The sequence below is a fragment of the Paraburkholderia fungorum genome, assembly GCF_902833645.1.
Lineage (GTDB): Bacteria > Pseudomonadota > Gammaproteobacteria > Burkholderiales > Burkholderiaceae > Paraburkholderia > Paraburkholderia fungorum.
In genome coordinates this window covers 1-13,362 of record NZ_CADFGE010000016.1, presented here as the reverse complement: position 1 = coordinate 13,362, position 13,362 = coordinate 1, and the positions used below count along the sequence as shown (strand labels likewise).

The window sequence follows — 13,362 nt, the reverse complement described above, 5'->3', positions numbered from 1 at the left end:
AAAAAGAAAGTCATTTCCAACTTTGAACACGGTCGAACCGTTTCCCGCAACATAGCTGTTCGGGATACGAGCGGTTTCGTCCCTCCATTCGATCCAGTCCTGCTGCACGTGGATTCAGGTTCCAACTCGACAACGACGTGCAGCGCCTCGCTGCCGAGAAAGGCTCGAACGATCCGACCGTGGTCAGTCTCACCGGTATTTATCACAATCTGCTGCGCCGCTGGGCTGATGCCTGAGCAGTACCCGCGCCTGTAATTCCCCACGCGGACTCCTCGTCCCAAGCAAAACAGTCTTTCTCTTTATACGCAGAAAGAAGACACCCAAGCGTATTTACTTTCCCGTTCGTTAAGCGCAACGTCAGTCACTGACGTGCGCCACCGCATATCTGGCCGCGCCTCCACGATTCGAACGGATTCGCCGCGGCTTGTCGCCGGATCGCGAAGAATCGCTTTACGCCGCGTCGACAACCTGTTGCATTCGCAACGGCACCGAAATTGCTGAGTGTGTAATGAATTAAACCGCGACACTTCGGGTGCCCGCGCATGGGACACCCGCACGTCGGCTATCGGGGCGTGGGATACGCGCGTGTCGTCATGCCTGCATTGACCTTTCAATGGAGCCAGCAGATCGTCATGTCCACGAGAAACAAACTTCAGGATCCGGGCGACGAGCCCGACGCCGCACCGCCTCAACCTTCACGCCGCCGCTTTCTGCAATCGGCCGCCGCTGCCGCCACCGTCGGCGCGGCACCACATTTGCGGGCCCAGACACCCGGTCCTGCCGCGCTACCGCCCGCTGAAACCCATACGCCGGTGCCGAGCCGACCAGTCACGCTGACCGTCAACGGTCGTGCTTATACGCTGCAACTGGAGCCACGCGTAACCCTGCTCGATGCGCTGCGCGAATACGCCGGCCTGATGGGTACGAAAAAAGGCTGCGACCGTGGGCAATGCGGCGCATGCACCGTCATCGCCGGCGGCCGTCGTATCAATTCCTGCCTGACGCTCGCCGTGATGCATGAAGGAGAAAACATCACGACGGTGGAAGGACTTGCCAGCAACGACGTGCTGAGTCCATTACAACGGGCCTTCATCGAATACGATGCGTTCCAGTGCGGCTACTGTACGTCCGGGCAGTTGTGTTCCGCGACTGCCCTGCTGAACGAATTCCGTAACGGCACGGCGAGTGCCGTGACCGCCGACGTGCGCAGCCGCCCGCCCCAGCTTTCCGACGACGAAATCCGCGAGCGCATGAGCGGGAATATCTGTCGCTGCGGTGCATACGCCAACATCGTCGCGGCGGTGCGCGCCGTGCATGACGGCGGCGGGCAAAACAGCGCGGGCGCCGGCAGCAACGGCGGCTTGCACGACACCAAAGCCTGACGGAGCGACCAGCATGGATGCGATCTCTTACGAACGCGCCGGCGACGTCGCCGGCGCCGTGCGCGCGGCGCAGCAGCCAGGGGCGGTATTCATCGGCGGCGGCACCAATCTGCTCGACCTGATGAAAGGCGGCGTGGCGCGGCCAATGCGGCTCATCGATATCACGCACATCAGCGGGCTCGATACGGTCGGCACGCTGCCGGATGGCGGTATCCGCATCGGCGCGCTGGTGCGCAATAGCGATGCGGCCAATCACGCGCTGGTGCGCGAACAATATCCGTTGCTGTCGCAAGCTTTTCTGGCCGGCGCCTCGTCGCAACTGCGCAATATGGCGACCGTGGGTGGGAATCTGATGCAGCGCACTCGCTGCGGCTACTTTTACGACACGGCCTTCACGCAGTGCAATAAGCGCACGCCAGGCAGCGGCTGCGCGGCGCTCGAAGGCCACAATCGCACACAGGCGATTCTCGGTGCGAGTCCGCAATGTATCGCCGTGAACCCGTCGGATATGAGCGTGGCGCTCGCCGCGCTCGACGCCGTCGTGCGCGTCACAGGCCCCACAGGCGAGCGGACGATTGCGTTTGCCGATTTTCACAGGCTCCCCGGCGACCGTCCCGACGTCGATACGACCTTGCGGCCGGGAGAACTGATTACGGCCGTCGATTTGCCACCGCCTCTGTTTAGCGATCACTCGCACTATCTGAAAGTGCGTGACCGGGCCAGTTACGCATTCGCGCTGGTGTCCGTAGCCGCCGCGTTGCAGATGGACGGCGATCACATAACAACCGCGCGCATCGCGTTGGGCGGCGTCGCGCACAAACCATGGCGTGCGGGCGCCGCCGAGCAGATGCTCAACGGCCAGCCGCTCACACAGGCGCGGTTGCATGACGCCGCAGCCGCCGCGCTACGCGATGCGAGGCCGCAGCACGAGAACGCGTTCAAGGTACAGCTCGCGCAACGCGCGATCGTGCGCGCAGTGAATCAGGCCGCGGGCCACAGCGGAGGTGTCGCATGAATCTGATCGGTCAACCCATGGACCGTATCGACGGTCTGCTGAAAGTGACCGGCGAAGCGCGCTACGCCGCCGAGTTTCCCGAGGCGCGGCTTGCGCATGCCGTGCTGGTCACCAGCACGATCGCAAGCGGCACGATTACGTCGATCGACGCCAGCCGCGCGCAGGCATTGCCAGGCGTATTGCTGGTGATGACCCATCAGAACGCGCCGCGCCTGCCGAATGGCGGCAAGCCGGCGTTGGCGCCGCCGGCCGTCAGACGCCTGTCGCTGTTGCAGGACAACCAGGTTCAGTACAACAACGAACCGGTCGCGGTGGTGGTTGCCGATACGCTCGAACATGCTACCGACGCCGCCCGCCAATTGCGCATCACGTACCAGAGCAGCACCGCGGTACTCGATTTCGCACAGGCGAAGCCGAACGGACATGCGCCCGACAAACCGCAAGGCCGCACCACCGACACGCAACGCGGCAGCTTCGAGGACGGCATGCGCAGCGGTACAGTGCACATCGACGCCGTCTACACGACACCGATCGAGCATCACAACCCGATGGAGCCGCACGCCACCATGGCGCGCTGGGATGGCCCGCAGCTCACGCTCTACGACTCGACGCAAGGGGTCAGCAATGCGGCGCAGGCGGTCGCCAGAACCTTCGGCATGCCGGTGGGCGACGTGCGAGTGATTTCGCCGTTCATCGGCGGTGGCTTCGGTTGCAAGGGATCGTCGTGGTCGCACGTATCGTTGTGCGCGATGGCGGCGAAACAGACCGGGCGTCCGGTGCGTCTCGTGCTCGAGCGGCCGCAGATGTTCGGGCCGGTCGGCGCGCGGCCGCATACCGAACAGCATTTCACGCTTGCCGCGCGGCACGACGGCACGCTAACGGCGATGCGCCACGACAGTACCTCGAACACGTCGGTATTCGAGGACTGGACCGAGACCTGCTGCATGGTCACGCGCATGTTGTACGCGGTGCCCAATCAGATCACGACGCACCGGATCGTGCCGATGAATCTCGGCACGCCGACCTTCATGCGCGCGCCCGGTGAGACAACCGGTTCGTTCGCGCTCGAATCGGCAATGGACGAACTCGCCGTGGCACTGAGGATGGACCCGCTCGCGCTGCGCCTGAAGAATTACGCCGAAGCCGATCCGCAGGAAAACAAGCCGTGGTCCGGCAAGTCCCTGCGCGAGTGCTATCAGATCGGCGCGGAGAAATTCGGCTGGTCGCGGCGTACCGGCGCACCGCGCTCGATGCGCGACGGCAATACGCTGATCGGCATGGGCATGGCCACCGCGACCTATCCGGCCAACCGCAGCGAAGCCGCAGCCATCGCACGGATTCTGCCGGACGGCAGCGCGATGGTCGCCTCCGGCACCCAGGACCTCGGCACCGGCACCTACACGGTGATGACCCAGGTGGCCGCCGACGCCCTCGGCTTCGCGCCGGAGAATATCCACTTCGCGCTCGGCGACTCGTCGTTGCCGAAAGCACCGGGGTCGGGCGGCTCGCAATCGGCGGCCAGCGTTTCGCCCGCGGTGCGCGAGGCCGCCAACGCAGCGCGCAGCCAGCTGATCGCCCTGGCGCTGGCCGATGAAGCCTCGCCGGTGCACGGCATCGCGCTCGACGACATTACGGTGGAGAACGGCTGGGTCGTGAGCCGTTCGCAACCGGCCAAACGCGATCCGGCGGCGGCGATCATCGCGCGCTCAGGCGGCAAACCGATCGAAGCCACCGCGACGGTCAAACCCGGCGATGAAAGGCAGAAGTATTCGCTGCACTCGTTTGGCGCCGTGTTCGCCGAAGTCCATGTCGATGCGGATCTCGGCACGATTCGGGTGGCGCGCGTGGTCGGCGTATATGACGTGGGGCGCGTGCTGAACCAGAAGACCGCGCGCAGCCAGTTGATGGGCGGCATCGTGTGGGGCGTGGGGGCGGCGCTCCAGGAAGAGACCTCGCTCGATACGCGCTATGGGCGCTTCGTCAACGCGAATCTCGCCGAGTATCACGTGCCGGTGAATGCCGATATCGGTTCGCTCGACATCACGTTCATCGATCGGCCCGATCCGTATGTCAACTCGCTCGGTGTGCGCGGCATCGGCGAGATCGGCATTACCGGCATACCGGCGGCCATCGCGAATGCGGTGTATCACGCGACCGGCGTGCGCGTGCGCGATCTTCCGGTGACACTCGACAAGGTGATGGGGACGATGCGCGCATAACGGTCGATACATTGGCGCTTGCCTGCCGATGCGTTGCATCGCACAATCGGGCACATCCTTTCTCTCGGTGCCCGCCCATGGCCTACGCCTCGCTCGCGACCGGCGTGTTGCTCGCCGCCGGCTTCGGCTCCCGCTTCGACCCGGACGGCCTGCACAACAAGCTGCTCGCGCAGATGCCGGACGGCACGCCGGTCGCGCACGAAGCCGCACACCGGCTGCTGCGGGTCGTCTCGCGTGTGCTGGCCGTGGTGCGGCCGGGCTCGGACGCCCTCGCGCGCCTGCTGAACGACGCCGGCTGTGACGTGGTGTTCGCCGAGAGCGCCAATCGTGGCATGGGTGCGAGTCTCGCCGCCGGCATTGAAGCCAGCGACGACGCCGGGGGCTGGATCGTCGCGCTTGCCGATATGCCGCGCATTGCCACCCCCACGATCGAAGCCGTCGCGCGTGCGCTCGACGGCGGCGCTTCGATCGTCGCGCCGTTTTATCAGGGCCAGCGCGGCCATCCGGTTGGCTTCGGCATCGAGCATCGGGACGCCCTGATGGCGCTCGACGGCGACACCGGCGCACGCGCGCTGTTGACCTCGCAGCGGGTCATGCGGCTGGACGTCGACGATCCGGGGATCCTGCGGGACGTAGATACGCCGGAAGATCTGCGCAACGTTTAGTCCGACGACACCTGCTGACGGCACATTCCGAGAACGAGCTGCCTGAGCCAGCGGTGAGCCGGGTCATTCTCCGAACGGGGATGCCACATCTGCGAAACCGTGAAACCCTCAGTCACCACGGGAAGCTCGAACGCGTAGACGCTGACGGCCGCACCGGGCTGCGTGTTCACAAAAGATTCCGGCAGGAGCGCGACCAGATCCGACGCTCGCGCCACGGCCAGCGCCGCCGGAAAACTCGGCACAACCGCGACAGTCGTGCGCTCCAGACCTGACTGGGCAAGCGCGGCGTCAAGCGAATCGATTGTCTGGCGGCCGTACGGCGCGACGACGTGACCAAACGCGGCGTATTGCTCGAGCGTCACCTCCTGTTTCAGGTCGAGGGGATGCCCCTTTCTGACGACACCCAGAAAACGGTCTCGAAACAACGCCTGGACGCGAATTTCGGGCCCCATTTCCTCCACGACGCCGATCTCGAGATCGGCGGAGCCATTGCGCAGATATTCCGCGTTCTTTTCTGGCTTGGACGAAAAGTGCAAACGCACAAACGGCGCCTGCGCGGTCACTTCTGCAATCAAGGGTGCGCCGAAGGCTTCCACGAAAGCTTCATTGACGCGGATCGTGAGGGTTCTGCGCAGGGTTGAAAAATCCAGCGCCGCGGGCGACGGGCGCAGTAAGGAACGCGCGTCCTGAACGACGTTCTGCGTTTGCTCACGAATCTCTTCGGCATACGGCGTCAGCACCATCTGGCGCCCGGCCCGGACCAGTAATGGATCGCCGGTCGCGGCGCGAAGCCGGGTCAGCGTGCGGCTCATTGCCGACGCACTCAACTGCAACGACCGGGCAGCGCGCGTCACGTTTTTCTCGGTGAGCAACGCATCTAGCGCGAAAAGAAGATTGAGGTCCGGTTCAGGCATTTTTTTAATCGTGGTCGGCGGAGATGGGATAAGGCGTCTGATGCAGATATTAGTTGCATTCAGCGCGGCTTCCGCCCTTTCCTGCGTATGGCTATATTGGATTGCACAATTTATCCACGAGGATCGCTCCCGTTAGACTCAGGTTCGGGAGCGGCTTCGTTCTCCGGAAATACCCATGAAAAACACTCATTCGCAGAAAACCGTCCTCCTTGTCGGCGCGTCCCGCGGCCTTGGATTGGCGATGGTCGAGGAATATTTGAAGCGCGGCTACCAGGTCATCGCCACCGGACGAACCGGCTCGACCGACAAGCTCCGGCATGTCGCGGAGGCTTCCGCTGGCGCGCTGGAAGTAGAAACTGTCGATATCACGATTCCGGAGCAGATCGCAGCGCTGCGCACCCGCCTTGCAGACCGTCGTATCGATGTGCTCTTTGTGAACGCCGGCGTCAAGAACGACGATGGGGAAACAATCGCGGATGTCTCAACCGAGGAATTCGTGCGGGTGATGGTGACGAATTCGCTAAGCCCGATGAGAGTCATCGACGCGTTTCAGGACCTCGTCCCGCCGACTGGAACGATTGGCGTCATGTCGTCGGGGCAAGGCAGTATCACCAACGCCACTAACGCGAATTACGAAGTCTATCGGGGCAGCAAGGCCGCCTTGAATATGTTCATGCGGACTTTCGCGGCGCGCAGCGCCGAGTATCCGCGCAGCCTTCTGCTGATGGCGCCTGGATGGGTCCAGACCGACATGGGCGGTCCTACGGCGCGTCTGACCATCGGGGAAAGCATTCCGAACCTGGTCAATACGATCGAGGCTTATGAAGGGCGTGCCGGCCTGCATTACCTCGACTACCTCGGAAGGGTCGTGCCGTGGTGACGGGCGCCGTTGACGCGAATACCCGTCGGCCGGCGAGTATGTCTCTGGCCCCGTTGCAGGGTCACGCACCCGCAGCGCCGGCTTGATCCGGTCGACTTGATCCAGGCAGGCGTTCTGCCGCATACTGTATATCCATACAGTATTTTAGCAGCATAGGTACGCGCATCACGATGCGCGCATCCGCCGCGCGTCAGCATGAAACGCATTCCGATCGAACCGTCTTTCGCTACATGGCGGCGTGCCGCGCGGGTACTGCTGCGGCAAGGTATCGAGCCGCCACAGGTCGAGTGGGTCGAGTCCGAAGCTGAAGCGGGGGCTGCAACTCCGGGCGTGCCGGCTGCTGAATCCGCGTTCGCCACGGCGGGTGCCTCCGGCCCAGCAATCGCCGCCGCTGCCCCAGGCCTCGCCACACCCGTGATTCCGCGCGAACTGCTCTCCTGGCTGAAAACGGCGGCGTGCTTCCGCGCGCCGGACCGCTGGGCGCTGCTGTACCGCGTCCTTTGGCGCTGGACGCGCAGCGAGCGCAATGTCCTAGACCCCAGCGACCCGGACGGCGCGCTGCTGGATCAGCGCATCCGCACTATCGAGCGCGAAACCGAAGACCTGCTGACACTCACCTTGTTCAGACGGCGTGATCCGTCGATGGGGCCACCCGAATTCGTCGGCTGGTACGAGCCGCATCACGACTTGCTGGAGCGTGCCGCCGTGCGCTTCGCCGGGAGCATGGGCAATTCCACGTGGATGCTGGCCACGCCGCACGGCGCGGTGTTCTGGAACGGCATGCTGCTGCGCATTGACCGGCCGTTACTGGCGCAATGCGAGCAAGCCGCGCCTGCGTTCGCGGCCAGTGCGGCCGGTGCACTCAGTGGCGAAGCCGTCACCAGCACACCCACCGAGGCGCTCTGGCTCGCGTACTACAGCAACGCCGTCAACAGCCTGCCGTCGCCGGTGCCGCTGCGTTACTGGAGAATGCCGCCGGCAGGCCCACCGCTGCCCGCACATCTCGCGCGCGAACGCAGCCGTCTCGGCGCGCAAAGCGCGGCTGTCACCGTTCCCCGCAAACCGCCGGTCGAGTATTCGGCCGTGACGCCCCCCTTGCAGGAGCCCACCGGCCCGCTCGCCACCTGCCGGCGCTGCGCGTTATGGCGCAACGCGAAACAGGCGGTGGCGGGCGCCGGGCCCGCACCTGCGGCGATCATGGTGATCGGCGAACAGCCGGGCGAAGACGAGAACCAGCATGGCGAGCCCTTTACCGGACCGGCCGGCCAACTGCTGGACACCGTGCTGGCGCGCGCCGGCCTCGAGCGCCAAGCGCTGTATCTGACGTATGCCGTCAAGCATTACAAATGGGAAACGCTCGACCAGCAACGCGTCCATCGCACACCCGTGTGGCGCGAACTGGAGGCTTGTCAGTACTGGCTGGAAAAAGAACTGGCGCGGGTCGCACCGCGCGTCATCGTCGCACTCGGTGCGACGGCGTTGCAAACACTGACCGGCGCACACGTCAATCTGTCCGAATACCTTGGTCAAACCATCGCCCACGACGGGCGCCTGATCGTGCCGACCTGGCACCCGTCGTATGCGCTAGGAATGGCCGACGCCACATTGCGCAACGACATCGTGGCGACCATCACGAGCGCGTTCAGCCGCGCAGCGGCACTGGCGGAGGGCAGCGCGCCCGCTCGAGGTGAGCAGGTTCGGGATAGGCCAGAGACACAACGGTGAGCCTCTACGGGAAGCCGCCGCAGAATCGGGCCGCCCAGGCACGCGGTTTGCAGCGCTCACAACGATTACCACAAGCTGCGCCAATTCCGCCTAAGCTGATGTGACGCCGCCGATCCCGCGAGTGTGTCTCGCGCAAGATTGAAGCTTCGAACGCGGCCCCGCACGTCTCGCAATCTCCACACATTCCATGAGCGAAACCAGCCCACGCCTTTTTATCGTCTCGCCCCATTTCGATGACGCCGTCTTCAGTTGCGGCGCATTACTCGCCGCCCATCCCGACGCCGCGGTCTGTACCGTATTCGCCGCCCCGCCCGAGCAGGAAATGCAAACCGAATGGGATGCAAAGTCGGGGTTCACGAGCGCCCATCAGGCCATCCACGCCCGCACGCGCGAAGACAACCTCGCGCTCGAAGTGCTCGACGCGATTCCGCTGCGCATGCCGTTTCGCGACGGCCAATATCTGGATTCGCCGTCGATCGCCCGATTGGCGGCGGCGCTTGAAGAGACCATCTACCGCACGACCGCGAATACGCTGCTCATGCCGCTCGGCCTGCGGCACGAGGATCACGTCCTGGTATTCGAAGCCTGTTGCGAAATCCTGCCGCGGCTGTCGCACCTCACCTGGTTCGCCTATGAGGACGCGATTCACCGCCGCACACCTGGTGTCGTGCAGGCGCGCCTCGCCGACCTCGCGCAACGCGGCATCGTCGCCACGCCGGACTATCCGAACGCGAGTCACACGATCGACCTGCCGCGCCGCCTCCAGCTCAAGCGCGAAGCGGTCAACGCTTACGCAAGCCAGCTACGCGCTTTCGGCGCCGGCAACTACGACGACGTTTTCGCCGCCGAACGCTACTGGCAATTGAGCGCGGGCCGTCGCGGGAAAAAGTAAGAGGCGTGCCGTGCTGGATCGCCTACGCTAGAAGGAAACGGCCTGCGTTCAGGCACATTCCTGACTCAAAGAGGTGACGCAATGAGCTACGACATGCATACCAGCCCGATTCCCGATCCGAACGCCGATCCGAATCGGGACCCGGAAGCCGATCCGCTAGTGCCGCCGTCGCCGGGTCATCACACCGAAGAGCCGCAGCGGCCCGATGGACCGCCGGACAAAGATCCGGTGTGACGCCCGGGAGTCTGCCACCAGGCTGGCTAGCCCACGCGTTCCGTAAGCATCACCGGCCCCGGATTGAGCAGCAGCATTCACCGACTCCTTAAGCGGCGCCGATGTGGCGCATCAGGCGCGTCTTGACATCGGGCGGAGTGATCGTGGGACGCGGCAGGCCATCGGGCGTGCCGCGGCGAATCGCCAGTCGCACGAAGCGCGGGCCGTGGGGCGACGGCGCTGTGCCGAACAACTCGTCGATCACGCCGACGTCGTCGCTTTCAAGCGCCGACGCGTAACCGCAAGCCGCCGCGACACCCGCAAACGACACCTGCGGCGACACCGTCGCCTGACCACCGGTCGAATCGTGCGCGCCGTTGTCGAGCAGCACGTGCGTGAGATTCGACGGGCCGTACGCGCCGAGCGTGGCGAAGGCGCCCATGCGCATCAGCGCGGCGCCGTCGCCGTCGAGCGCGACCACGTGCAGATCCGGACGCGCGAGTGCAAGGCCCAGCGCAAACGGCGTCACGCAGCCCATCGAGCCGACCATGTACAACTGGTTGGGACGGTCGTCGATTGCATAGAGTTCGCGGCCGCAAAAACCGGTCGACGCGAGCACTACCGTGGATTCGAGCGGCGTGTGCGCGATGACTTTCTGCAGCGCGTCGTGACGCGAAGCCAATTCATTCGCCGCGACGTTTTTGAATTGCGAACGCGGCGCGACCGGCACGCGGCGCGCGCCCGCGGCGCTCTCTTTCAACTCGTAGGGCGCCACGCTGCCCTTTTGCATCACGAGCGCGTAGGGGCGGCCGGTTTCATCCATGTGGGCAATGGCACGATCCAGCGCCGGGCCGATCGCGTCAGCCTCAGTCGGGAAAGTCTCCCACGGAATTTCCATCGTATCGAGCATCGCGGGCGTGACGGGACCCATCAGCGCGTGCTGCGGTTCGTCGGCGACGCCGGGCTGCCCGCGCCACGTCACGATCAGCAACTGAGGCAGACGGAAGGTCCACGTGAGCGAAGTCAACGGGCTCACCGCGTTGCCGAGCCCGGAGTTCTGCATCATCGTGATACCGCGGCGGCCGTTTTGCGCGCCGAGCGTGACGCCGGCGATCAACGCAACCGCATCGCCTTCATTGGCGGCCGAGACGTAATGCAGCGATTCATCCTGCAATACGTAGTTGATGAACGGCGTCAGATATGAGCACGGCACACCTGCATACCAGTCGAAAACACGCTCGCGCGCCGCTTCGACAAACTGTGCTGCCTCGATCATTGCGCTGCTCCGCTGGCTTCGTTCGTCTTGCCGCCGGCCGCTGCCGCAAACGGCGCTTGCGCATGCGCGAAATCGCCGGCGCGACGGAAGTCTTCCAGATCGTTCACGCCGCGCCAATGGCCGTGCACGTATTGCACTTCGATCGCCTCACCTGCTTCGATCAGCGCATTGAGCAGCGCGGGCATGTCGAGTGAATCGAAATCCGGGCGCGCCTGCAACTTGCCCAGCACCGCTTGCAGACGCTCACGCCCTTCGCCGCGCACGTTCAGCAGACCCACCCAGCGGCCATGCGGCGTTTGCGAAGCGATGGCCGAGCTTGCTTCCTGCCCGCTCGACACGTGACGCAGCGTGACCTTGTTGCCGAACAGACCGCGATCGTCGGCTGCCGAGCACCATGCGAAGTCGCGCACGCTGGCGTTTTCCGCATCGGTCAGCGACGAATCCACCACGACGCTGAACGTGGCCTCGCTCTCGACCAGATCGCGCAGGATGTAGCTGCGGAACAGCAGATCGCCGTAGGAGATGACGGTATCGCCCGCGAGCTTGCCGGCCGCGCAGGCGAGCGACGCCAACTCGCCGGTTTGCGCGTGGCGTTCGTTGACGACCAGCTTGATCCCGGCCGTGTCGATCGCATCGGCGCGGTAACCGCCGACCACGGTGATGTCGTTGACGCTTTGCTTCTTGAACGCGTCGACGAGCCAGCGCAACAGCGGCTTGCCCGCGATCGGCAGCATGACTTTCGGACGGTCTTCGGTGACGGCTTCGAGCCCCTTGCCGCGGCTGGCCGCGAGCACGATGGCGGAGCCGGCCGAGCGCCCGCTGGACAGATAGCGGTCTTCGGCTTCCGAGTATTCGTCCGCGTCTTGCAGACGGAAGATTTCGTTGACGGCGGCGATGCTGTCTTCGACGTTGACGAGCGTTTCGCTCGAGTGAATTTCCTTGGCGACGGCCTGCATGGCCGAGGTTGCCGCGCGGATCAGATGATTTGCCCAGATGACCGTGCTGATGCCGGCTTCGCGGAACACTTCGGTGGGCGTGCTGTAGTACTTGGTCGGCACGATGACGAGCGGCCCGCGGCCCGCCCATTCGCGTGCGAACTCGAGAATTTCATCGGGGCGCGAGAGCTTGCTGTGGATCAGGATCGCGTCCGCGCCTGCTTGCCGATAGGCTTCCGCGCGACGCAGCGCTTCGTCCATGCCCCAGCCGGCGATGAGTGCTTCGACGCGGGCGACGATCGAGAAATTTTCATCCGACTGCGAGTCTTTGCCGGCTTTGATCTTGCCGCAGAACTCGTCCATATCGGCGAGCGGCTGGGCTTCGCCGTTGATGAAGCTGTTTGTTTTCGGGAATTGCTTGTCTTCGATACAGACGCCGGCGATGCCGCGCTGTTCGAGTTTGCGCACAAGGCGGCGCACGTTGTTGAAGTTGCCGTAGCCGGTATCGCCGTCGAGGAGGATGGGCAGATCGCTGGCATCGGCCATGAATTCGAGGTTATCGACGACTTGCGTCCAGCTCGCTTCGTTATTGTCGCGCACGCCGAATTGGGCGGAGATCGCGAGACCCGAACCCCAGATCGCCTTGAAGCCCGCTTCGCGGACGATACGGGCGGAGAGACCGTTATGGGCCTCCATCATGAATTCGAGTTCGTTGCTGACGAGCATCTGGCGCAGGCGTGCGCTGCGGGAAACCGGGATGAATGCGGGTTCGCGGGCGTTCATTTTCTTTACTCCTGGTGGCGGGCTTATTGGTGCTCTTTTTTGCCCGGCTGGCGACTGGAAAATGGCGACTATAGCTGAAATCGTTTTTATTGGTGGTGACGGTTGTATTCACCTTTTTGGGTGTTGTTGTTAAGTGTGGAAATGTGCTGTTTTTTGCATTTCATGCGGATGAGTGTCTGGTTGGGGTTTTTTGGCGTTACGTGGTGAAATGTGATTGGGCCCTGCGGGGCTTGGGGTTTGGGGTGGGTTTTTCGTTTTCTATTTATTTTGTTTTTATGGTTTATATGGTTGGTGTTTGTTTTTCTGTATTGGCGTCGGTCGTGGTCTATTAGTGTTTATCTTTTGGCCTTTCCTTGTTTTGTTAATGGTCTATTAGTGTTGCCCCTGTGCGGGGCGGCACTTACTTTCTTTGCCGCCGCAAAGAAAGCAACTGTATTGAAGGTCAAGTGTTTGGGGTTCATTC

Annotated in this window: 11 protein-coding genes and 1 pseudogene; 9 read left to right on the top strand and 3 right to left on the bottom strand. The window is 63.8% G+C overall.

The features are described from left to right. Positions 1–101 precede the first annotated feature (101 nt). The 5 genes and pseudogenes from HWX91_RS35115 to HWX91_RS35095 all read left to right on the top strand — a co-directional run. Positions 102–236: pseudogene (locus tag HWX91_RS35115) on the top strand (PKHD-type hydroxylase); the annotation flags it as partial. Between the two features lie 396 nt (positions 237–632). Then, positions 633–1,382, top strand: coding sequence for a 2Fe-2S iron-sulfur cluster-binding protein (locus HWX91_RS35110; RefSeq protein WP_028200629.1), 750 nt, complete (start codon positions 633–635; stop codon positions 1,380–1,382). Positions 1,383–1,395: 13 nt separating this feature from the next. Further along, positions 1,396–2,397 (top strand): FAD binding domain-containing protein, encoded by a 1,002-nt coding sequence (locus HWX91_RS35105; RefSeq protein ID WP_028200630.1) that lies wholly within the window; start codon positions 1,396–1,398, stop codon positions 2,395–2,397. After that, complete coding sequence (locus HWX91_RS35100) at positions 2,394–4,616, top strand: xanthine dehydrogenase family protein molybdopterin-binding subunit (RefSeq protein WP_028200631.1); 2,223 nt, start codon at positions 2,394–2,396, stop codon at positions 4,614–4,616. The genes HWX91_RS35105 and HWX91_RS35100 overlap by 4 nt, the downstream gene beginning before the upstream one ends. A 77-nt stretch (positions 4,617–4,693) precedes the next feature. After that, on the top strand, positions 4,694–5,281 hold the full coding sequence (locus HWX91_RS35095; protein WP_028200632.1) for a nucleotidyltransferase family protein: 588 nt from the start codon (positions 4,694–4,696) through the stop codon (positions 5,279–5,281). Here the strand turns inward: HWX91_RS35095 and HWX91_RS35090 are convergent. After that, on the bottom strand, positions 5,278–6,195 hold the full coding sequence (locus HWX91_RS35090; protein WP_028200633.1) for a LysR family transcriptional regulator: 918 nt from the start codon (positions 6,193–6,195) through the stop codon (positions 5,278–5,280). The two genes, HWX91_RS35095 and HWX91_RS35090, sit on opposite strands and share 4 nt — an antisense overlap. Positions 6,196–6,370: 175 nt before the next feature. Between HWX91_RS35090 and HWX91_RS35085 the strand changes: the two genes are divergently transcribed. The 4 genes from HWX91_RS35085 to HWX91_RS35070 all read left to right on the top strand — a co-directional run bounded on the left by HWX91_RS35085 (position 6,371) and on the right by HWX91_RS35070 (position 9,926). Then, positions 6,371–7,075 (top strand): SDR family NAD(P)-dependent oxidoreductase, encoded by a 705-nt coding sequence (locus HWX91_RS35085; protein ID WP_028200634.1) that lies wholly within the window; start codon positions 6,371–6,373, stop codon positions 7,073–7,075. A 195-nt stretch (positions 7,076–7,270) separates the two neighbouring features. Continuing rightward, on the top strand, positions 7,271–8,800 hold the full coding sequence (locus HWX91_RS35080; protein ID WP_042277528.1) for a UdgX family uracil-DNA binding protein: 1,530 nt from the start codon (positions 7,271–7,273) through the stop codon (positions 8,798–8,800). 187 nt (positions 8,801–8,987) lie between these two features. Then, positions 8,988–9,692, top strand: a complete 705-nt coding sequence (locus tag HWX91_RS35075) for a PIG-L deacetylase family protein (protein ID WP_028200635.1) — start codon at positions 8,988–8,990, stop codon at positions 9,690–9,692. Between the two features lie 81 nt (positions 9,693–9,773). Then, on the top strand, positions 9,774–9,926 hold the full coding sequence (locus HWX91_RS35070; RefSeq protein WP_165614491.1) for a hypothetical protein: 153 nt from the start codon (positions 9,774–9,776) through the stop codon (positions 9,924–9,926). An 88-nt stretch (positions 9,927–10,014) separates the two neighbouring features. Here the strand turns inward: HWX91_RS35070 and aepY are convergent, their stop codons facing one another. Both aepY and aepX read right to left on the bottom strand, forming a co-directional pair. Next, positions 10,015–11,181 carry a phosphonopyruvate decarboxylase gene (gene aepY, locus HWX91_RS35065; RefSeq protein ID WP_028200636.1) on the bottom strand — a complete coding sequence of 389 codons (1,167 nt, stop codon included), beginning with the start codon at positions 11,179–11,181 and terminating at the stop codon, positions 10,015–10,017. Then, a complete protein-coding gene (aepX, locus tag HWX91_RS35060) occupies positions 11,178–12,899 on the bottom strand; it encodes a phosphoenolpyruvate mutase (RefSeq protein WP_028200637.1) in 1,722 nt (573 codons plus the stop codon). Before aepX ends, aepY begins: the two co-directional genes overlap by 4 nt. Positions 12,900–13,362 lie beyond the last annotated feature (463 nt).